This is a genomic window from Pseudomonas sp. VE 267-6A, from assembly GCF_024126555.1.
Taxonomy (GTDB): domain Bacteria; phylum Pseudomonadota; class Gammaproteobacteria; order Pseudomonadales; family Pseudomonadaceae; genus Aquipseudomonas; species Aquipseudomonas palmensis.
This window is the reverse complement of sequence record NZ_JAMYBY010000008.1, coordinates 25,781-46,653: the sequence shown is the minus strand read 5'-3', so window position 1 is coordinate 46,653 and position 20,873 is coordinate 25,781. Positions and strand designations below refer to the sequence as shown.

The 20,873-nt window shown below is 66.4% G+C and carries 18 protein-coding genes and 1 tRNA gene; 10 read left to right on the top strand and 9 right to left on the bottom strand.

Features of this window, described 5'->3' with window-relative positions; genetic code table 11:
• Positions 1-50 precede the first annotated feature (50 nt).
• From NJH59_RS10980 to NJH59_RS10965, 4 genes are all read left to right on the top strand, one after another.
• Positions 51-572 carry a sigma-70 family RNA polymerase sigma factor gene (locus NJH59_RS10980; RefSeq protein WP_054916253.1) on the top strand — a complete coding sequence of 174 codons (522 nt, stop codon included), beginning with the start codon at positions 51-53 and terminating at the stop codon, positions 570-572.
• Positions 569-1,495, top strand: coding sequence for a FecR domain-containing protein (locus tag NJH59_RS10975; RefSeq protein WP_253086776.1), 927 nt, complete (start codon positions 569-571; stop codon positions 1,493-1,495). The genes NJH59_RS10980 and NJH59_RS10975 overlap by 4 nt, the downstream gene beginning before the upstream one ends.
• Before the next feature lie 96 nt (positions 1,496-1,591).
• On the top strand, positions 1,592-4,003 hold the full coding sequence (locus tag NJH59_RS10970) for a TonB-dependent receptor (RefSeq protein WP_043864308.1): 2,412 nt from the start codon (positions 1,592-1,594) through the stop codon (positions 4,001-4,003).
• 92 nt (positions 4,004-4,095) lie between these two features.
• Positions 4,096-4,172 (top strand) — tRNA-Met (locus tag NJH59_RS10965).
• Positions 4,173-4,288: 116 nt separating this feature from the next.
• Here the strand turns inward: NJH59_RS10965 and NJH59_RS10960 are convergent.
• The 4 genes from NJH59_RS10960 to NJH59_RS10945 all read right to left on the bottom strand — a co-directional run bounded on the left by NJH59_RS10960 (position 4,289) and on the right by NJH59_RS10945 (position 9,005).
• Positions 4,289-6,745 (bottom strand): TonB-dependent receptor, encoded by a 2,457-nt coding sequence (locus NJH59_RS10960; RefSeq protein WP_043864307.1) that lies wholly within the window; start codon positions 6,743-6,745, stop codon positions 4,289-4,291.
• A gap of 76 nt (positions 6,746-6,821) precedes the next feature.
• Positions 6,822-7,763 carry a FecR family protein gene (locus NJH59_RS10955; RefSeq protein WP_052504321.1) on the bottom strand — a complete coding sequence of 314 codons (942 nt, stop codon included), beginning with the start codon at positions 7,761-7,763 and terminating at the stop codon, positions 6,822-6,824.
• Positions 7,760-8,275, bottom strand: a complete 516-nt coding sequence (locus NJH59_RS10950; protein WP_043864306.1) for a sigma-70 family RNA polymerase sigma factor — start codon at positions 8,273-8,275, stop codon at positions 7,760-7,762. Before NJH59_RS10950 ends, NJH59_RS10955 begins: the two co-directional genes overlap by 4 nt.
• A gap of 112 nt (positions 8,276-8,387) precedes the next feature.
• Positions 8,388-9,005 (bottom strand): LysE family translocator, encoded by a 618-nt coding sequence (locus tag NJH59_RS10945; RefSeq protein ID WP_058540620.1) that lies wholly within the window; start codon positions 9,003-9,005, stop codon positions 8,388-8,390.
• 115 nt (positions 9,006-9,120) lie between these two features.
• Between NJH59_RS10945 and NJH59_RS10940 the strand changes: the two genes are divergently transcribed.
• The gene (locus tag NJH59_RS10940) at positions 9,121-9,969 is read left to right on the top strand and encodes a LysR substrate-binding domain-containing protein (protein ID WP_253086775.1); all 849 of its coding nucleotides are present in this window, start codon (positions 9,121-9,123) and stop codon (positions 9,967-9,969) included.
• Here the strand turns inward: NJH59_RS10940 and NJH59_RS10935 are convergent.
• Both NJH59_RS10935 and NJH59_RS10930 read right to left on the bottom strand, forming a co-directional pair.
• Positions 9,956-11,599, bottom strand: coding sequence for an AarF/UbiB family protein (locus NJH59_RS10935; protein ID WP_253086774.1), 1,644 nt, complete (start codon positions 11,597-11,599; stop codon positions 9,956-9,958). The two genes, NJH59_RS10940 and NJH59_RS10935, sit on opposite strands and share 14 nt — an antisense overlap.
• A gap of 96 nt (positions 11,600-11,695) precedes the next feature.
• Positions 11,696-12,289 carry a D-Ala-D-Ala carboxypeptidase family metallohydrolase gene (locus tag NJH59_RS10930; RefSeq protein WP_054916259.1) on the bottom strand — a complete coding sequence of 198 codons (594 nt, stop codon included), beginning with the start codon at positions 12,287-12,289 and terminating at the stop codon, positions 11,696-11,698.
• 87 nt (positions 12,290-12,376) lie between these two features.
• Here NJH59_RS10930 and NJH59_RS10925 point away from each other — a divergent pair, with 87 nt between their 5' ends.
• Positions 12,377-13,501 carry a hypothetical protein gene (locus NJH59_RS10925; RefSeq protein ID WP_123752263.1) on the top strand — a complete coding sequence of 375 codons (1,125 nt, stop codon included), beginning with the start codon at positions 12,377-12,379 and terminating at the stop codon, positions 13,499-13,501.
• Positions 13,502-13,589: 88 nt separating this feature from the next.
• Here the strand turns inward: NJH59_RS10925 and can are convergent, their stop codons facing one another.
• Entirely contained in the window at positions 13,590-14,228 is a 639-nt protein-coding gene (gene can / locus NJH59_RS10920) for a carbonate dehydratase (protein ID WP_043859818.1), read from the bottom strand.
• 118 nt (positions 14,229-14,346) lie between these two features.
• Here can and NJH59_RS10915 point away from each other — a divergent pair, with 118 nt between their 5' ends.
• Positions 14,347-14,670 carry a hypothetical protein gene (locus NJH59_RS10915; protein WP_054916260.1) on the top strand — a complete coding sequence of 108 codons (324 nt, stop codon included), beginning with the start codon at positions 14,347-14,349 and terminating at the stop codon, positions 14,668-14,670.
• A 4-nt stretch (positions 14,671-14,674) separates the two neighbouring features.
• Here the strand turns inward: NJH59_RS10915 and rimI are convergent, their stop codons facing one another.
• The gene (gene rimI / locus NJH59_RS10910; protein WP_043859816.1) at positions 14,675-15,130 is read right to left on the bottom strand and encodes a ribosomal protein S18-alanine N-acetyltransferase; all 456 of its coding nucleotides are present in this window, start codon (positions 15,128-15,130) and stop codon (positions 14,675-14,677) included.
• Positions 15,123-15,905, bottom strand: a complete 783-nt coding sequence (locus tag NJH59_RS10905; protein WP_043859815.1) for a hypothetical protein — start codon at positions 15,903-15,905, stop codon at positions 15,123-15,125. The genes rimI and NJH59_RS10905 overlap by 8 nt, the downstream gene beginning before the upstream one ends.
• A gap of 166 nt (positions 15,906-16,071) precedes the next feature.
• On the opposite strand from NJH59_RS10905, the gene mksB reads away from it, so the two are divergent.
• From mksB to mksF, 3 genes are read left to right on the top strand one after another with little or no spacing between them, the layout of a single operon-like run.
• The gene (mksB, locus tag NJH59_RS10900) at positions 16,072-17,349 is read left to right on the top strand and encodes an Mks condensin complex protein MksB (RefSeq protein WP_043859814.1); all 1,278 of its coding nucleotides are present in this window, start codon (positions 16,072-16,074) and stop codon (positions 17,347-17,349) included.
• A complete protein-coding gene (gene mksE / locus NJH59_RS10895) occupies positions 17,339-18,040 on the top strand; it encodes an Mks condensin complex protein MksE (RefSeq protein ID WP_043859813.1) in 702 nt (233 codons plus the stop codon). The genes mksB and mksE overlap by 11 nt, the downstream gene beginning before the upstream one ends.
• Complete coding sequence (mksF, locus tag NJH59_RS10890) at positions 18,037-20,871, top strand: Mks condensin complex protein MksF (RefSeq protein ID WP_054916262.1); 2,835 nt, start codon at positions 18,037-18,039, stop codon at positions 20,869-20,871. Before mksE ends, mksF begins: the two co-directional genes overlap by 4 nt.
• Positions 20,872-20,873 lie beyond the last annotated feature (2 nt).

Sequence of the window (20,873 nt, the reverse complement as noted above, 5' to 3'; positions counted from 1 at the left end):
CCTTTCGCCGGCAAGGCGCCCGCCCAGGCAACATCCACCCCGGTAAGACCATGCCCGACAATCAGGAAGACCGAAGCCTGACGCTGCTCTACCAGCGTCACCGCAACGAGCTGCTGGCCTTTCTCACCCGTCGGGTGCGCTGCCGGGAGACTGCGCGCGACCTCTTGCAGGACGCCTTCGTGCGCCTGATGCACAGCGAGCGCAGCGAGGTCGGCAACCTGCGCGCCTTCCTCTACCGCATCGCCAGCAACCTGAGCATCGACCACGCGCGCCGCAACCAGGTGCGCGGGGTCAGCGACGAGCAGGCCCTCGACCAGTTGCTCACCGACACCAGCCCCGAGCGCAGCGCCGTGGCCGGCAATACCCTCGACCATCTGGAGCGCCTGATCGACGGCCTGCCCTCGCCCACCCGGGAGGTGTTTCTGCTGGCCCGGGTCGAGCAAATGAGCTACAAGGACATCGCCGCACGCCTGGGCCTGGAGCCCCGCGCCGTGGAGCGCCACCTGAACAAAGCCCTGAGCCACTGCGCGGCCGCCGCCCTGCACGCGCGCCAGCCGAACGAAGCCGAATGACGCCCGATCACTCCCCCAGCGCTGAACGCGAACAGCAGGCCTTGCACTGGTTTACCCGGCGCCGTGCCGATGACCTCACGCCCACCGAACGCGACGCCTTCGACGCCTGGGTGCACGACGCACAGAACGCCGCCGCGCTGGCCGCCGTCGAACAGCTCTGGCAGACCCTGGAGCTGCCCGCCCACCGGGTGCGCAAGGCCGACCGGCACCGCGCCAAGAAAAGCCGTTGGCCGCTGTATGCGGCCGCCGCCAGCCTGCTGCTGGGCGCCGGCCTGAGCGGGTTGCTGGTGCCCTCGCTGCACACCCTGGGCAGCGACTACGCCACCGCCGCCGGCGAGCGCCGCGAGGTGCAACTGGCCGACGGTTCGCGCCTGCGCCTGGACAGCGCCAGCGCGGTGGACATCGACCTCGACGGCGACACCCGCACCGTGCGCCTGCGCCAGGGCCGGTTGTTCGCCGACGTGGTGCACGACGGCAGGCCCTTCGTGGTGGAGGTCGACCAGGCCCGGGTGCAGGTGCTGGGCACGCGCTTTTCGGTCAGCCGTGGCGAGCACGATGACGTGGTGCTGCTCAGCGGCAGCGTCGAGGTCAGCACCGCCAGCCAGCGCCAGCGCCTGAGCCCCGGCCAGCGCCTGACCCTGCACGGCGAACGGCTCGATGCGCCGCAGACGGTGGATGCCGAACGCCTGCTGGCCTGGCGCGACGGTCAGCTGCGGGTGCGCGATGTGCCGTTGCAGCAGGTGCTCGAACAGCTGGCCACCTACAAGGGCACCCGCCTGGTGCTGCTCAACGAGGCCGCCGGCCAGCGACGGGTCAGCGGCAGCTTCAACCTGGACCAGGCCGACAGCGCCCTCGATGCCCTGCTCAGCAGCCAGAAACTGCGTGCCGATGCCGTGTTGGGGCACTGGCTTATCGTGCGCTGAAAATATTTTGCCGACGGCGCGGTAATTCCCGTTTCTGCTGCGTCACACCCCCAACATAAGAAGCATTACCATTTGCACCTTCTTGGGGGAGGAACCATGCAGTACCCACGTGACGTCGCATTCACCCGTCGACCCTTGGCCAGCGCGATCCTGGCCGCCAGCCTGCTGGCGTTGCTGCCAGGCGCCGCCGTGCAGGCCGCCGAGGCCACTCAGGCCCAGACGCAACGCATCGATTTCCATATCTCGACGCAGTCGCTGGTCGATGCCATCGAGCTGTTCAGCGCGCAAAGCGGCTACCAGGTGATCTATGACGCCAACCAGGTAGCGGGCATCGTGTCCCCCGAGGTGCAGGGCCAGTACACCGCCGAACAGGCGCTGCGCACCCTCACCGGCAGCAGCGCACGGCTGAGCCAGCCCAACCCCAACAGCTTCCTGATCGAGCTGCCGGTGGATCTGGGCAGCGGCCTGCAACTGGATGCCGTGAGCATTTCGGGCAAGGCGCCAGGCTCGACCACCGAAGGCACCGGGCTGTACACCACCTACTCCTCCAGCAGTTCGACGCGCCTGAACCTCACGCCCAGGGAAACCCCGCAGGCGCTGACCGTGATGACCCGCCAGCGCCTGGACGACCAGCGCCTGAGCACCCTGACCGACACCCTGGAAGCCACCCCGGGCATCATCGTCACCCGTGACGGCCTGGGCGCCGAGAGCGACAGCTACTATTCGCGCGGCTTCGTGATCCAGAACTACGAAGTGGACGGCGTGCCTACCACCACGCGCATGGACAACTACACCCAGAGCATGGCGATGTACGACCGGGTGGAGATCGTGCGCGGCGCCAGCGGCCTGATCAGCGGCATGGGCAGCCCGTCGGCGACCATCAACCTGATCCGCAAGCGCCCCACCTACGAGGGCCAGGCCAGCATCACCGGCTCGGCCGGCACCTGGGACCGCTACGGCAGCGGCTTCGACGTGTCCGGCCCGCTGACCGAAAGCGGCAACGTGCGCGGCCGCCTGGTGGCCGACTACAAGACCGAAAAGGCCTGGGTCGACCGCTACAAGCAGGACACCCAGCTGCTGTACGGCATCACCGAATTCGACCTGAGCGAAGACACCCTGCTGACCCTGGGCTTGAGCTACCTGCGCACCGACGTCGACTCGCCGCTGCGCAGCGGCCTGCCCACCCGGTTCAGCAACGGTGAGCGCAGCAACCTCAGCCGCTCGATCAACAGCGCACCCACCTGGTCGTACAACGACCACGAACAGACCAGCTACTTCGCCTCGGTGGAGCAGCAACTGGGCAACGGCTGGAGCGGCAAGCTCGAGTACAGCCACTCGGAAAACAAGTTCGATGAGCTGTTCGGCTTCGTCATGGGCGATCTGAACCCGAACGGCAGCGGCATGAGCCAGCTGCCGGTGCGCTTCTCGGGCACCCCGCGCCAGGACAACCTGGACCTGTACGTGACCGGCCCGTTCAGCCTGTTCGAGCGCGAGCACGAACTGATTGGCGGCGTGACCCTGTCGCAGTTCAGCCAGAGCGTGCCCGAGTGGGGCGGCTGGCGCTACGACTACAACGCCACCCCGGGTGCGTCGATCGACAACATCTTCGACTGGGACGGCAAGCAGCCCAAGCCGGCGTTTACCGAAAGCGGCAAGTCGTCACAGGAAGAAAACCAGTACGCCGCCTACCTCACCACCCGCCTGCACCTGAGCGACGACCTGAACCTGATCCTGGGCAGCCGCCTGATCGACTGGGAGCGCAAGACCGAGGACCGCCCCTATGGCGCGGCCAGCAGCAACACCGACCGCAAGGAAACCGGCGTGTTCATCCCCTATGCCGGGGTGGTGTACGACCTGAACGACACCTGGTCGCTGTATGCCAGCTACACCAAGATCTTCAACCCGCAGGGGTCGTGGGTGCAGGACGCGCAATTCAAGCCCATCGACCCGATGCAGGGCATCGGCTACGAGATGGGCATCAAGGGCAGTCACTTCGACGGCAAGCTGAACTCCAGCGTGGCGGTGTTCAAGCTCGAACAGGACAACCTGGCGATCTGGCAGCACGACAACGTGTACGAGGCCAAGCAGGACACCACCTCCAAAGGCATCGAGATGGAGATCAACGGCGAACTGGCCGAGGGTTGGCAGGCGTCGGCGGGGTATGCCTATACCCTGACCACCGACAACCAGGACGAGCGCATCAACACCGTGCTGCCGCGTCACAGCCTCAAGACCTTCACCAGCTATCGCCTGCCCGGGGTGCTGGACAAGGTGACCGTGGGCGGTGGCGTGAACTGGCAGAGCAAGGTGGGCAACGACCTGCACACCTTCACCCAGGGTAGCTATGCCATCGCCAACCTGATGGCGCGCTACGACATCAACGAGCACCTGGAAGCCTCGGTGAACCTGAACAACCTGTTCGACCGCGAGTACTACAGCATGGCCGGCCTGTACGGCACCTACGGCGCACCACGCAACGTGATGACCAACTTCACCTACAGGTTCTGAGGGGTTTTTGGCTAAGCGGTTGATCGGGCGTTAAATTTTTTGAAATTGGGTGTTGACACAACATCGTTTCGAGCGAATAATGCGCGCCACTTGGCTACATAGCTCAGTTGGTTAGAGCATAGCATTCATAATGCTGGGGTCCGGGGTTCAAGTCCCTGTGTAGCCACCAAGTACTAAAAAGGGCTTACCGAAAGGTAGGCCCTTTTTTCATGCCTGAAGAAAAGTGCCGGCCGCTTCGCCGGCAAGGCCGGCCCCTGCACGCCCGCAGGAGCCGGCCTGATCCTTTCAGAGCGACCAGCGCAACGTCAGCATCGCATTGCGTGGGTCACCGTAGAAGTTGCCGCCATACACCGTGTTGGTGGCAATGCTCTGGTAGTACCTGGTGTCGAACACGTTGTTCACGTTCAGGCGCACGTCCAGGTGCTCGGAGGCCTTGTAGCTGAGCATCAGGTCGACCAAGGTGTAGGCATCCTGCTCGATGCGGTAGGTGCTGTCGGTGGCGTACCAGTTGTCACCCTTGTTGTAGATCGCATTCTGCCGGTACACCCCGCCGCCGACCTTCCAGCGCTCGAACTCGCCCGGCAGCTGGTAGGTGGTGAACGCCTTGAACACGTGCCGCGGGATGTCGGTGTCGAACAGCCGTCCCTCGTTGGCCGGGTCGCCGTCCTTCACGTACTTGACCTGAGCGAAGGTGTAGCCCGCGCCCAGTTCCCAGCCCGGCAGCACGGTGCCGTTCACTTCCAGCTCGATACCCTCGCTGCGCAGCTTGCCCGCCGCCTCGGAGCAGCTGGGCACCAGGTCGGAGCACTGGTAGCGCTCCAGGGTCTTGGCGCGATTCTCCTGGTCGATGCGAAACACCGCGGCACTGGCATTCAATGCGCCGTCGAAGTACTCGCCCTTGATCCCCACCTCGTAGTTCTTGCCCTCGATCGGCTTGAGTTCGCTGCCGCTGGCGTCCTGCTCGGACTGCGGCTTGAAGATGTCGGTGTAGCTCACGTACACCGAATGCTGCGCATCCAGGTCGTAGATCACCCCGGCGTAGCGGGTCAGGTTGCGCGTGACGCTCACGTTGACAGGCTTGCCCAGGCGCGTGCCGTTGCGGGTCTGGGATTCGCTGTCGTACCAGTCCAGGCGCCCGCCCACGATCAGCTTCAGGTCGTCGGCCAGGTTGAAGCGCGACGTGACGTAGGTGCCGGTCTGCGAGGTTTCGCGGTCCTGGTGCCAGTAGTTCAGGTCCAGGCGACGCTTGGGCAGGCTGCCGGGGTCCCAGGCATGGATGTTCATGCCGATCAGGTCGTCGCTGTAGTTGCCCTTGCCCTCGAAGGTCAGCTCGCGGCGGCTGGCCCCGACTACCAGTTCGTGTGTACGCCCCAGCAACTGGTACGGCCCGGTGGCATAGGCGTCATAGCTGCTCTGCTCGTCGTCGTAGTGGTACTGCCCCAGGTACTGGCCGAACACCTCGCCCTCATCGCCCATGCGCTCGGTCATGCTGCCGAGCATCTTGAGCTTCGACCAGGTGCGGCTGGCCGCCAGTAGCAGCTTCCAGTCGTTGTCCAGGCGATAGTCCAGGCGGCTGAACAGGGTGGTGTTGTCCTGGTCCCAGTATTCCCAGTCGTTGCCCAGGTAGGTGGAGCGCGAAAGGTGCAGGTCGCTGCCGTCGATGCCAGTGGGCAGGCCGCCCCAGGTGGAGGTGTTGTTGACGCTCTGGTTCGACAGCCCCAGGGTGAAGGTGCTGTTGTCGCTCAGGTCGGCCTCGCCGATGGCATAGAACACCGAGCGCTCGGTATCGGCCACGTCCTGGAAGCTGTTGCGGGTCTGGTAGGCGGTGACCATCCGGCCGCGCAGGGTGCCGCTGTCGTTGAGCGCGCCGGAGCCGTCGACCTCGGTACGGTAGTTGTCCCAGCTGCCGGCACTGCCGGTGATGCTCAGGCGCGGGTCGGCCGTGGGGCGCTTGCGCACCATGTTGATCGCCGCCGATGGCGTGCCCGAGCCCTGCATCAGGCCGGTGGCGCCGCGCACCACCTCGACGTGGTCGTAGATCGCCATGTCGGGCGTGGAGTTCATGTCCCGCGAGAGGTAATGCGACAGGTCGTTGGAGAGCCCGTCGTTCATCAGGTTCTCGACGGTGAAGCCGCGAGCATAGAAGGTCGGGCGCTGCGGGCCGTCCTTGGTCATGGACATGCCGGGGGTGTTCTTGAGCACATCTTCCAGGCTCTGCATGTCCTGGTCGTCCATGCGCTGGCGGGTGATCACACTCACCGACTGCGGGGTTTCGCGGATGCTCAGGGGCAGCTTGGTGGCCGTCTGCATCGGCCCGGTGGTGTAGGAGCCGGTACCCTCGGTGGTGCTCCCCAGCACCTGCCCGTTGATACTGGTGGCGCCCAGCTCCACCGCGCCGTTGGCCGCCGGCAGCGCCACCAGCACGTAGCCGTCGCTGCTGGCCTGGGCCTGCAGGCCGTGGCCGTACAGCAGCGCGGCGAAGCCGTCCTGCAGGGCATAGTTGCCCTGCAGCCCGGCGCTGGACAGGTTGGCGACCTGGCCGGCATTGAACGAAATGGCCACCCCCGACTCGCGGGCATAACGGCTCAGCACGTCGCCCAGCGCCCCGGCCGGGATGGCATAGCGCTGCACCTGCTGCTGCGCATGCGCCGGCTGCAGGGCCAGCAGCGGCAGCGTGCCGAGGGCTAGATGAACCGCCAGCGCCAGGGCGCGGCTGGGCTTGAGGGGCTTGTGTGAAGGCATGTTCCCGACTCTCCGATGTATTGGCTAATACAAGGACGCACAGGTAACGGGAACTGGAAGCGTTTGATAAGGATTTCTATTCAAGAGTGACTCGCGTGACCCACGGGGTGTAGTGCTGCACCCGGATCGGGAAGCTGCGCGCCAGCAGGCGCAACGCCCGCTCGCTGTCGTCGGCGGGCAACACGGCGGTCACGTTCAGGTGCGCCAGCGCCTTGGCATCGAACAGCAGGTAGCCGCCGTGATTGCGTGCCAGGCGCTCCAGCACCTCGCCCAGCGGCTGCTCCTTGACCATCATCTGGTGGCTGGCCCAGGCCTGCTCCAGCCCGGCGGCGTCGACCGCCTGGAGTGGCTGGATGCCAGTGGCGTCGAAGCGCACCTGCTGGCCGGCGCTGACCGTGCGGCTGCTGCCGGCGCTCTTGACCTCGGTGCTCGACTCGAGCATGGCCAGGCGTGTGCTGTGCTCGCTGCGCTCGACCATGAAGCGGGTGCCCAGGGCACGGATGCTGCCGTGTTCGGTAACCACGCGGAACGGGCGACTGGCGTCCTTGGCCACATCCAGCAGGATCTCGCCGCTGAGCAGGCGCAGGGTGCGCGATTGGGCGTCGAACTGCAGGTCGACCGCCGACCGGCCATCCAGGCTGATGCGGCTGCCGTCCGGCAATTGCTGTGTAGTCCACTGGCCGCTGCCGGTACGGATATCGGCCATCAGATAAGCCGGCGGATAGTGCTGCAGCACCAGGCCGGCCGGCAGCAGCAGGCCCAGGCTGATTGCCAGCGCCTTGAGCGCGCGCTTGCCACGGGGTTGCGGCGCAATGCGCTTGAGCGCCGCGCGGGCCGGCGCACGGGGCAGCTCACGCAGTGGCGCGAGGCTGCCCTGCAACTGGCGCACGGCCTCCAGGTGCTGCGGGTCGCTGGCCAGCCATGCCTCGAAGGCCTGCTGGTCGCCGGCACTGGCGCTGTCGTCCAGGCGCACCAGCCATTCGGCAGCCTTGCGCAGCGTGGCCGCAGGCAGGTTCACAGGGCAGGATCTGTGGCAGCGTGGCAGTGCAGCAGGGCCTGCACCAGGTGGTTCTGCACCGTCTTGGTCGAGACGTTCAGGCGTGCGGCGATCTCGGCATGGCTGAGCCCTTCGAGGTGACGCAGGATGAACACTTCGCGGGCGCGCACGCTCATCAGGTCGAGGGCACGGGCGATGTGCTCCAGGGCCTGGAGCGCGGCCAGCATCTGCTCGGGAGAAGGTGCCTGGTCGAGGTACTCGACATGCCGGGCGAGCGCTTCGCGGTAGGCCTGTTCGAGCTTCTGCCGGCGCCCGCGGTCGATCAGCAGACGCCGCGCCACGGTAGCCAGGAACGCCCGCGGCTCGCGCGGGGCCACATAGCTGCCGGCGCTGAGCAGGCGCATGAAAGTGTCCTGGGCCGTGTCGGCAGCGTTGTGCGGGCAGTCCAGGCGTTGGCGCAGCCACACCAGCAGCCAGCCGTGGTAGCCCTTGTACAACGAAGCGAGACTGTCGGCGGGTGGGGTGGCTTTCATGTCGGCGGCACTAAATGAGAATGGTTATATCTTATGGCGCCGCTGGTGGGAGATGCAATGGCGGGATCGGTGGTGCGCCTTTCGCTGGCTAGCCAGCGCAGCGGCCAGGCGCTCAGCGCACATTCACGAACACCACCGCCACCCCCAGGCCGATCAACGCCACCCCGATCACCCGGTCCACCATGCGCTGGCGGCGCAGCATCGCCTGGCGCAACGCCTCCCGCGAAAAGAACAGCGCCACCAGGCTGAACCACACCCAATGCGCCAGCGACATGAACGCCCCATAGGCAAAGTTGAGCCCCAGCGAGGCCCCCGGCTGCACCACCTGGCTGTAGGCGCTGACCACGAACAGCATGGTCTTGGGGTTCAGCGCATTGGTCAGAAAGCCCGATGCGAACGCCCCCCATGCACCGCGCCCCGTCACCCCCACCGCGCCCTCCAGGGCCACCGGCGCACGAGTGCGCAGCGACCGATACCCCAGGTAGATCAGGTACCCTGCTCCCACCACCTTCATGGCCATGAACAGCCCCGGCGACTGGCTGATCAGCACTGCCACCCCCAGCACCGTGTACACCACATGCACCTGCACGCCGCAGGCAATCCCCAGGGCGGCGAGCAATCCGCTGCGCCTGCCAAACGCATAGCTGCTGCGTGTCACCATGGCAAAGTCCGCCCCCGGGCTGATCACCGCCAACACGGTAATCAAGGCTACCGCCAGCAATTCACCCACCGTCGATACTCCATGAAATGACGCAGATGATTCTGCGCAGCGCCATTATCGAAAGCTTCAGCACGGCAAAAAAGCGATTTATAGTGGCGCAAATCCGCTAGTTTTCCTCACACATATGAAACTGCCCGCCCTCGCCGCCTTTCGCTATTTCGACGTCGCCGCCCAGACCGAAAGCTTCGTGCGCGCCGCCCAACAGCTCAACGTCACCCACGGTGCGGTGAGCCGTCAGGTGCGTCTGCTGGAAGAATCCCTGGGGGTGCAGTTGTTCGAGCGGCGCAACCGCGCCATTTTCCTCACGCCGGCCGGGCGCGCCCTGCACGACACCACCCTGTCGGTGTTCGAGCAGCTGCACGCCAGCGTGCAACGCCTGCAGCAGGCCCGCGACAACGTGCTGGTGCTGTCATGCGAGCCGACCATCGCGATGAAGTGGCTGATCCCGCGGCTGCCGGCGTTCCATGCCGCGCACCCGGACATCCAGCTGCACCTGGTGGCCGCCGGCGGGCCGGTGGACTTTGCCCGCAGCGGCATCGACCTGGCGCTGCGCCGCGGCGACTTCCACTGGGATGCCAGCCTGCACAGCCTCAAGCTCTGCAACGAGGCAGTAGGGCCGGTGTGTCGCGCCGACCTGGCACTGCCCGACAAGGGCTTTGCCGGTACCCGCCTGCTGCACAGCGCCACCCGTCCCGACGCCTGGAAGCACTGGCTGCGCCTGAGCGGCCAGTCGGCCAGGGGCAGCAGCCGCGCCGGCTACGAACACTTCTACCTGTGCATCCAGGCCGCCCTGGCCGGGCTGGGCGTGGCGCTGGCCTCGCGCATGATGGTGCAGGACGAGCTCGACAGCGGGCAGTTGGTGGCACCCTACGGGTTCACCGAGGACGGTTCGGCCTACTACCTGCTGAGCCCCGAGCCCTTCGCTGCCGGCACGGCGCAGCGGCGCTTTGCCGACTGGCTCACGGGCTCTTGAACAGGCTGCGCAAAAACGCCAGCAAGCCGCCCAGGGTGGCGATCGCCGCCAGCCAGCTGACGGCGGGCAAGCCCAGCCACACCGGCCCGGCAGCGGCGATCTGCGGGCCGAAGGCAATCACCAGCGCACTGATCAGCAACGCCAGCGACAGCCGCGTCGAGGCCAGGCGCAACGAACGCTCCAGGCGCTCCAGCCCCGGCACATCGACGCGCATCTCCAGCACACCATGCTTGAAGCGGTTCACCAGCAGCCGCGTCAGCTGCGGCAATTCACCGAGCAGGCCGCGTCCCAGTTCCAGGCCATCGAGCCCCAGGCGCCTGGCAATCTTCCAGCTCAGCTGCGCCTTGAGCTGAGCCCTGATCGCCGGTCTGGCGGTGGCCACCAGGTCCAGTTGCGGGTCCAGCCGGGTCAGTACGCCGTCGGCGGTCACCAGGGCCTTGAACAGCACCAGCAGGTCGGGCGGCAGCAGCAGGCGGTATTCGCGCATCAGCCCCAGAAAATCCTCGATCAGCGCGCCCATCTTCAGCGCCTTGCCGCCGTGACGCGCCATGTACTCGCCGGCCGCCTGCTCGATGGCGGGCATGTTGCGCACGCCGTCGTCGTTCCAGTCCACCAGTACCGTCACCAGTGCATCGCTGTTGCCCTCGGTCAGGGCGCGCATGAACGTCATCACCTCCAGCCGACGGCGCTCGCCAAGGCGCCCGACCATGCCGAAGTCGATGAAGCCCACGCGGTTGTCGTCCATGGCCTTGAGGTTGCCCGGATGCGGGTCGCCATGGAACAGCCCGTCCTCCAGCAGCATCTTGATGAACGCGGCGGCGCCGCGGCTGGCCAGCAGGCTCGGGTCCAGGCCCTGCTCGATCAGCGCCTCGCGCTCCAGCGGGGTATGGCTGGGCAGGTACTGCTGCACCAGCAGCCGCTCGCTGCTGTGGGCCCAGTAGATGCGCGGAATGACGATGTGCGGCTGGCTGGCGAAATTGGCCGCCACCGCGTCGCAGTGGCTGCCTTCCTGGGTGAAGTCCAGCTCTTCGAGCATGGACCGGGCCAGTTGCCGCACCATCTTGCGCGGCTGGTAGTCGGCCAGGGCGGTGTTTTGCTCGACCAGTTGCGCAACGCTTTCGAGCAACTGCAGGTCGGCGGTCATCTTGCGCCGCAGCCCCGGACGCTGAACCTTGACCACCACCTCCTCGCCCCCGAGCAGGCGTGCCCGATACACCTGGGCCATGGACGCCGCCGCCAGCGGGGTGGTGTCGAACTCGGCGAATACCTGGTCCAGTTCGGCGCCCAGGTCTTCGAGCACCTGGGCCTGCAGCTGCGCCCAGGGCAAGGTAGCGGCGCTGCTGTGCAGGGCCTGCAACTCGTCGATCCATGCCGCCGGCAAAATGTCGCTGCGGCTGGAGAGGATCTGCCCGAGCTTGACGAAGGTCGGGCCCAGCGCCTCCAGCGCCCGCCGCACGCGTTGCGGGGTGCCTTCGTCGGCGGGCAGGCCGGCCACCGTTTCGGCCTCCCCCAGCAGCCTACCCAGCCCCAGGCGGAACAGCACGTCCTGGGCGCCGAAGTTGGCCAGCACCACGACAATCTCGCGCACACGCTGATGATGCTTGAGCGCAGTCCAGGTCGATTCGAGCATGGGGCGATTCCTCGGGGCGGGTTGATGTGCAGGGGGTGAACTACTTCCGTACCTTGCGGGGCCCAGGAGTTCCTCGCCCCGCCATCGCCGAGCTGTTCAGGAGCTGGGCGCCAGGCGCGGGCAAAACGACGAGTCGGCACTCAGGTCGCCGCCCCAGGTGCGGTAGCCGGCGGTGTCGATATGGATGCGCCCCGACGGGTAGCGGCCAAGCCCCATGTTCCAGGCCTGGCCCTGGGTCTGCCAGAACTCGCACAATGGTCGCGGATCGGCCCACGCCGGCAGCAGCAGGTCGACCGCGAAGGCGCGGGTATGCGCACTGTCGCGGGCACCACCGGCGCAGCGGTTGAGGGTGGGGTTGCGATAGGCCGAGACCACTTCGTAGGTTTTCAGGCGCTGCTGCTCGCCCAGGGTCTTGAGCAAGTGCAGGGTCGAGCGTACCGCCGGCCACTGGTCGGGCGGCGCCACGGCGAACGGCTCGGCGTTGCACAGGCGCCAGTCGCTGGCCGAGCGCAGCAGCTGGTACAACGGCACTACCCCATACAGCCGCGCCTGCACCAGCATTTCGCGAAACGCGCGCGTATCGTGGCTGCCCGTCCACTGCGCGAACGACCACAGGTCGCGCTCGTCGGCGTGGGCCGGCAACACGCTCAACAGCCCGGCGAACAGTGCAATGCCCGGATACCCCTTCATGGTCCTGCCCCCTTCCCCTCGTCCTGAGAACTACCCCAGTATGGCAAGCCTTCCGCACATCGGGAGTTCATCGACAAGGAGTTGAACATGCGTACACCTTTTGCCCTGGGCCTGATCGCCCTTGCCGCCAGCAGCGCCGTGCTGGCCGACGCCCGCGTACCGCTGGGCGATGCGCAGCGCGTGACCCGCCTATTCGCCTACCCCAACAACTGCGGGGTGATCTGCTTTCGCGACTGGTCGCTGGAGCGCACCGTGGAGCACTACCTGACACAGAGCGTGCAGCGCGATGGCTACCCGACCGCCACGGTGACGGTGCGTCGCGAGCACGACCAGCTGCATGCCGACATCAGCGGCGTACCGACCACCTACGCTGCCCCGCTCAAGGCCCTGCTCGACAGCGGCGAACTGGCCTATGCAGGTGCCGACCGGCTCAATCGCGAGGGCAAGTGGGCGTACAACTGGGCGTTGTTCCTGCCGTTGGGCATGGCCCTGGAGAACCGGCGCAGCATCGAGCTGCTGCACTTTCCGCCGGACTACTCGCTGACCCAGGCCCAGGACTACCTGCGCTCCAACACCACCGACCGCTGGGCCCAGCTGCTGACCTTCAACGGCGTGCCGGCGCAACACACCCCGGCCTACCAGACCATCGTGGACATCGCGCCGATTGCCGCGCCAGCCAGTGCCGGCAAGGACCTTGAAGGGGTGTACGGGTATTTCACCGACTACCAGGTGCGCATGGTCAGGGACATGACTGCGGCCGCTGACGGCGCCAGCCTGCCGATAGTGGCGTTCGGTGCGCCGGTGCGCAGCTGGGTGCAGCAGCAGTACGGGCCAGAGGTGAAGGTACTGGGGCTGGTGAGCATCAGCCCGGTGCCTGGGCGCAACGTGCCGGTGCTGGGCGCGAATCACCCGAGCGCGATCTGGTACGCCGCCGACCCGAAGAACAACGACAACGACCCGGACAAGGCCGATGCGGCCGGTTTGCGGATGATGGGGCAGGACTTGAGCGCGGCGTGCTGGCAGGCGGGAATGGGGCGCAACCCGAAGGCTGATGCAAGTGCCACGCTGGGGGCATGCACGCAAAAATGGCAGGTGAAGGAGAAGAAGCAGACCTGCGGGCTGTTTTTCCGCACGGTACGCCAGATGACGCCGGAGCAGGCCCATGCCAAGTGCAATACGGGGGTTATGACGCGGGCGTTACGCAACCTGTAGGAGCCGGCGTTGCCGGCGAAGGCCGCACCACGGACAGGTAGCACGGCCTTCGCCAGCCAGGCTGGCTCCTGCAACAGCCAATGGGCGGTCAGTCCTGCGGACGCAACCGGTACTGCGGCGGCAGCTGCTCGAACCCGCTGATGGTGGTGTTCAGGCTTTTCCACAGGCCGTCCTTGATCCCGTAGATGCACCCATGGATCGACAGGCTCTGCCCGCGATGCCAGGCGTTCTGCACGATGCTGGTGTGCCCCACGTTCGCCACCTGCTGGATCACGTTCAGCTCGCACAGGCGGTCGACCTGCTCTTCCTCGGTCGCCAGCTTGGACAATTCCACACGATGCTCGTAGTACACGTCGCGAATCGCCCGAAGCCAGCCGTCGATCAGGCCCAGCTGACGGTCCTGCATCGAGGCCCGCACGCCGCCGCAACCGTAGTGCCCGGTCACCAGGATGTGCTTGACCTTGAGTACGTCCACCGCGTACTGGATCACCGACAGGCAGTTGAGGTCGGTGTGCAGCACCACGTTCGCCACGTTGCGGTGCACGAACAGGTCGCCCGGCAGCATGCCGACGATCTCGTTGGCCGGCACCCGCGCATCCGAACAGCCGATCCAGAGGAATTCCGGAGTCTGCTGACGCGCCAGCTTGGCGAAGAAGTCCGGATCTTCCTGCTTGATCGCATCGGCCCAGCGCGCGTTGTTATCAATCAGTTCTTGTAGATCGTGCATGGTCAAGCCTCATGGGAATGCGCATGTGTGACTGGCGCCACCCCGTTCGGGTCACGCCTTTGAATCTTCCCGCCAGTGGCCGGTCCACCCCTTACAGGCCACCCGCAGGAGAATAGACATGACCGAATCACATCGCCCGCCGCATGCCCCGGAACCCGCACCGATCGATACCATCGAGGACCAGATGGGCTCGGTGCAGCCGCTGGACTTCGATCAAGACCCACCGGTGACCGACACGCACTACGACCCCAGCGACGATGACCTGACGCCCGAAACCCTGATCCCCGAAGACGGCGCCCGCTCAGCCGATGAAGTCGGCGGCGACCACCCGGCCGACTGGGACCTGAGCGTAGTCGACGAAGATGACATTGGCGGCGGCAACGGCCTGGACGAGGCCGAACTGGCGCGCCGCGACCCGCTGGACGGCAAGCGCGAGCGCTGAAGGGTTATTCTTCGAACAGCGTGCAGGCCATCACCAGCGCATCTTCGCGGCCACCCGCCACCGGGTAGTAGTCTCGTCGTCGGCCGATCTCGTTGAAGCCGAAGCGCTCGTACAGGCGATACGCCGACTGGTTGCTGGCGCGCACTTCGAGGAAGCACTCGCGGCCGTTGCTGGCGTAGGCGCGCTTCATCAGCTCTTCGAGCAGGCGCAGGCCCAGGCCACGGCCCTGGCTTTCGGGCTTGACGGTGATGTTGAGCAGGTGCGCCTCGTCGATGATCACGTTGATCACGCCGTGGCCCACCTGCTGCTGGCCTTCGAACATCAGCCAGATTTCGTAGTTCTTCAGCCCGTCGAGAAAGATCCCCCGGGTCCACGGGTGGCTGAAGGCGGCGTATTCGATCTTCAGCACGGCATCCAGATCCGCCTCGGTCATGCGGCGAAAACTGATGTTGTCACTCATTGCGTGGTTTCCAGCGCGCCATCAGCCGGCGCATGGCTTGCCAGACGTGCGCCTTGCGGGCGGGCTCGTCCATCAACAGTTCAAGGCCGGGCAAGGCCCAACAGTTGCCCAGGCCCTCCACCGGCAATTCGCGGTAGTACGCCTGCTCGTCGGCTTCACCGGCAAAGCGCACCGCCGGCAGGCCGACCAGCCACAGGCAGCTGCAGGGCGCCTCTTCAAGGCGGGCCTGGATGAAACCCTGGACAAAATCACGCGCCGCCAGCGGGCCCTGGTCGAGGGTGCCGCGCACCAGCAACGGCCAGCGTACCGGCTCGCCGATGATCTGCGGGCTGTCGGGCAGGCCGGCGGCGCGCAGCATGTCCTTGAGCAGCAGGTAGGACGGGTCGCGGCTCTGGAACGGCTGACCGGTGACCAGCTCCACCAGCACCAGGCAATCGCCGGCACGCAGCAGCTGCAAGGCAAAGCGGGGCGGCGGTACCAGCGCTGGCTTGACCACGGCGGCGGTTTCTTCGGCGTCGAGCACCGGCTTGCTGGCCGGCTTGGCGCTGACCGTCGGTCGCGGAATCTCGATTTTTGGCCGCTCGGCCGGCTTGGCAGCCGGTGCAGACGCCTTGGCCACCACTGCCGGCAGCACCACCGGCGCCTCGACCAGCGGTTCGGGTACCCGCAGCAGCTCGGGGCGCGATGGCGCGGCGAACGGCAGTTCGGCGCGCGGCAGCCAGTGCACCACTTGCATGGCGTTCAGGTAGGCGCGGCGGCGGGACTCGGTAAGCAAAGGGCGGCCATCTGTGGATAAGTCGGGGCGAGCATTCTACCGCCGTTACGCCGCCGTTGCAGGTACAAAACCGCCCGACAACACCGGCAAACGATCAGGGGGTGAATCGATCCCCCCCTGATGCAGTACAATCGGCGCTTTTACTTGGCAACGAGTCGACCCGCCAATGATCGAACCCAAGCGCGTCCTGCGCGCCCTAGCCGAACACTGGGCCCTGCTCGAGCCGTTGTGCGAGCGCTTCGACGGGGGCACCCTGAGCCTGGCCGAGCTGCGCGGGCAACTGGCCGCACAACAGCTCGACAGTACGCCCCAGGACATCACCAACCTGCTGGACGTGTGGATTCGCCTGGACATCCTGGTCCCGGTGGCCAAGAGCCCGAACCGCTTCGAGCTCAACGCCCAGATCCACGACTTCCTGGCCTACCTGCGGCGCGAGCACCGCCTGGGCCTGTGCCTGGAGATCGAAGCCTACCTGCGCCACCTCGAGCGACTGGCCGGGCATATCCAGGACGCCTTCGACATCCGCGACGGCAACGACCTGGCGCGCCAGCTGCGTCTGCTCGACATGCGCGTGCGTGACGTGCTGAAAAAACTCGACAACGACGAGCAGGCGCTGGTGGCGGTGGCCGAGCGGGCCAAGACCAGCGACCGGCAGATCCCGCTGCGCCAGCGCTACGCCGAAGTGCTGGCCACCTGGGACGAATACGTCGAGCCGATGATCCAGCTGGTGAACGCCGACGGCGCCTTCGAACAGGGCGTGCGCAAGGTCGAGACCGTGCTGCTGCGCCTGCTGGGCGAGCAGGCGCGACTGGGCCACCTGGTCGACGACGACATGCTGCTGCGCACCCACGCGCGCATCCTCGAGATGCAGACCAGCGCCCAGCTGACCCTGCGCCACGCCCGCGAGCTGCTGCTGCCGCTGCGTGAAGAGGCGCGCCGGCACAACGCCGTGACCCGTGGCGCCGCACTGGCGCTGTCGGTGATCCGGCGCAAGGGCATCGACGCCGTGCCGCAGGCGGCCATGCCGCTGTTCACCCGCCCGCAGAGCACCTTCCTCGGCAGCGCCAGCCAGGTCGAGGCCTACGTGTATGCCCTGGCCCGCTTCGAAGCCAAGCCGGCGCAGTTCCCCAAGGCGCACAAGAGCCACAAGGGCGCCGCGCCGCGTGCACCGCGCACGGTCAAGGAGATGCTCGAGCGCTGCGAAGACGCCCTGCCGCTGCCCGACCTGATGGTGTGGCTGCTGGAGCAGGAGCCCGAAGGCGCCACCGACGAACTGCTGTACTGGTTCTCGCGCCTGTCGCGGGAAAAACGCTTTACCCGCGCGCGCCTGGAGCGCCGCGAGTACACCACTCAGGAACACCTGGTCAGCCTGCGCTCGTTCGCCCTGACTTCAAGCCGCGAACCGTCGCCCGAGCCTACTGCGAGCCCTACCCATGCATCTTGATCTTTCCGAACTGTCCCAGCTCGCACCGATCTTCCGCGAGCTGTTCAAGGGCTTCCACATCAGCCGGCGCGACCCGGAGCTGTACGCCCAGCTGTCGAACTTCCAGGACCAGTACCGCGGCCTGTTCAAGGCTCTGGGCTTCGAACTGGTGTGCGACACCCGTGGCTTCTACTACTTCGTGCCGGAACTGGCCGCTGCCCAGGTCAACAAGACCGCCCAGCGCCTGTCGCTGTTCACCTTCATCCTGGTGGAGCACCTGGCCGACCAGGGCCGCGACCCGATGTCGGTGCTCGACGGCGGCAGCCTGGGGCGCGACGAGCTGCCCTCGCTGCTGGAAAAGTACCGCGACCTGTTCCTGCAGGCCGAGGTGCAGACCCCCGACGAGCTGGAAGAGAAGATCATGCGCCGCATGACCCAGCTCGGCTTTGCCAGCGAAGACAACGGCATCTACCGCTTCCTGCCGCCGATGCACCGCTTCCTCGACGTGTGCCTGTCGGTGCAGCAGGACCGCGACCTGGCCGCCAGCCTGCACAGTGCCCTGCCGCTGCCGACCCCGGTGCTGGTGGTGGAAGAAACCCCTGAAGAGCTGAACAGGACCGACGACCCGCTCGACCTGAGCCCGTTCGAGGAAAGCGAAGAAGACGCCTTGGCCCGTGCCATTGCCCAAGAGCAACAGGAGATTGACGCATGAGCCAGGACCGCTACGGCATTCGCCGCTTTGCATTGCTCAACACCGCCGGCTACAGCCTGGGCCTGTTCCCGCTGGAGCACCCGCTGTCGGTGTACGGCGCCAACAACCTGGGCAAGAGTGCGTCGATCAACGCCCTGCAGTTCCCGATCCTGGCGCGCATGTCGGACATGAGCTTCGGCAAGTACAGCCTGGAGCAGTCACGCCGCTTCTACTTCGCCAGCGACACCAGCTACATCCTCTGCGAGGTCAACCTGCCCCACGGCCCGCACGTGATCGGCGTGGTCGGGCGCGGCCCTGGCGGCGGCTTCGGCCACCAGTTCTTCGCCTATGCCGGCGAGCTGGACCTGGGCCACTACCAGAAGAACGACACCTGCCTGCGCCAGAAGGAGCTGTTCACCAACCTGGAGCGCAACGGCCTGAAAGCCTACGAGCTCAAGCCCGACGAACTGCGCCGGCTGCTGGTGGGCGGGCACACCTCGGTGCCGCTGGACCTGACTCTGATTCCGCTGCGCTCCACCAGCGAGCAGAGCCTGAAGACCTTCCGCGCCCTGTTCATCAACCTGCTGCACATGCGCGAGATTACCGCGGCCAAGCTCAAGCAGCTGTTCCTCGATGCGTTCGAGCACAGCCTGCGCTCGGGCAGCGTCGACTACATCGCTGCCTGCGAAGAAGCCTTCCGCGACGTGCGGCGCATGGAACAGGACTACAACTCGCTGGTAGCCGCCGGCCCGCTGGTCGAGGCCCTGGCCAATGGCGTGGCCCAGCGCGACATCCTGCGCGGCAAGCTGCACCGCCTGTCACCGCTGCTCGACCAGTTGCTCGGCACCTGGCAGGACTACGCCGGCGCACGCAAGGAAGAACTGGTGCTGCAGGCCGAGCACTACAGCCACGAGCAGGACGCGCTGCAGAACAACCAGCGCGGCGGCACCCAGGAGCTGATGCGCCTGGAGCGAGAAATGACCGGTATCCAGCGCTGGCTGGGCGAACTGTCGGTGCTCAAGCACCGCTTCGCGCTGGTGGATGACGTCAAGGTGCTGGAGCAGCAGCTGCTGGCCGCCAAGGACGCCCACGACGAACTGGCCGGTGCCCTGGCGCAGTCGCGCCAGTTCAGCGCCGAGGACCTGGAAGAGCGCCTGCGCGACCTGGAGAAACGCCTGAAGTCGGTCAAGCAGCAGCTCGACCATGCCGACAACAACAGTTATGCACGCCTGCGCGAAGAGTTCTCGCAGCAGGACGTCGAGCGCCTGATGCGCCTGTTCAACGGTGCGCTGTTCAGCCTGCCGCTGGGCGAGCGCGGCATCGAGCTGGATGACAGCGACGTGTGGGTCAAGTCTCTGGAAGCGGTACTCGACGGCTTCAAGGGCGAGCGCTTCGAGGCGCCGGGGCTGTCCATCGACCTCAGCCATATCGAGCCGCCGGCCTTGCAGGCTCTGGCCGACCGCGCCGCGCTGCGCGACCAGAAGGAGCGCCTGGAAAAAGAGCTCAAGCAGCTCAAGACCCAGCAAGCCGTGGCCGCCGACCGCGCCGCGAGCAAGACCCAGACCGAAGCGCTGTACCAGCAGGTGCTGGATGCGCAAAAGGCCCTGGAAGACTACCGCCGTACCCAGACCCTGTCGGCCGAGGAAGGCGACAAGCTGGAACAGCTGGCGCAGATGGAGGCGGCCCAGGACGAGCTCAAGCGCTCCAGCGACGCGTTCACCGAGCGCGTGCAGCAACTGTCGGCCAAGCTGCAACTGGTCGGTCGCCAGATCGCCGACATGGAGGCCAAGCAGCGCACCCTCGACGACGCCCTGCGCCGTCGCCAGCTGCTGCCGGCCGACCTGCCGTTCGGCACGCCGTTCATGGACCCGGTCGACGACTCCATGGACAACCTGCTGCCGCTGCTCAACGACTACCAGGACAGCTGGCAGGGCCTGCTGCGAGTGGATGGCCAGATCGAGGCGCTGTACGCCCAGGTACGCCTCAAGGGCGTGGCCAAGTTCGACAGCGAAGACGACATGGAGCGCCGCCTGCAGCTGCTGATCAACGCCTATGCGCACCGTACCGACGAAGCCCTGACCCTGGGCAAGGCGCGGCGCGCGGCGGTGACCGACATCGCGCGTACCCTGCGCAACATCCGCAGCGACTACGACAGCCTCGAGCACCAGCTGGCACTGTTCAACCGCGAGATCAACAAGCGCCAGGTATCCAACCTGCAGAGCTTTCGCATCGTGCTGGCGCCGAACAAGGAAGCGCTCAAGCACATCGACCAGATCATCCACAGTGCCGGCCAGTACGAGGAAGGCGAGACCCTGTCGGTGTTCGACCTGAGCCAGAGCGCCGAGCAGGACAACAAGAACGAAGAGGCCAAGGAGTACCTGGCGCGGCTGGTGGCAGCCAACCACAACCAGCTGGGCCTGAAGGACCTGTTCGAGCTGGCGTTCGAGATCACCAAGGTGGGCGGCCAGCCGATCATCCATACCGACATCGATGGCGCGGCCTCCAACGGCACCACCATGACCATCAAGGCGCTGACCAACATGTACCTGTTGCTGCACCTGATGGACCGCGACCAGGCCGGGCGCGTGCGCCTGCCGTACTACCTGGACGAGGCGGCCGACATCGACGAACGCAACCAGGCGGCATTGCTGGAGACCAGCCTGCAGTTGGGCTTCGTGCCGATTCTGGCGAGCGTGAAGCCGCAGGTATCGGCGCACGTGGCGATCGACCTGGAGGGCGGTAGCGGGCCGAACGGGATCTACATCGACGAGGCGGACTGGAAATACATCAGCCGTCGCGATCAGGTGAAGGTCGAGGTGCGGGAAGTGGAGGTTGAGCCGGCGTCGATCTGACG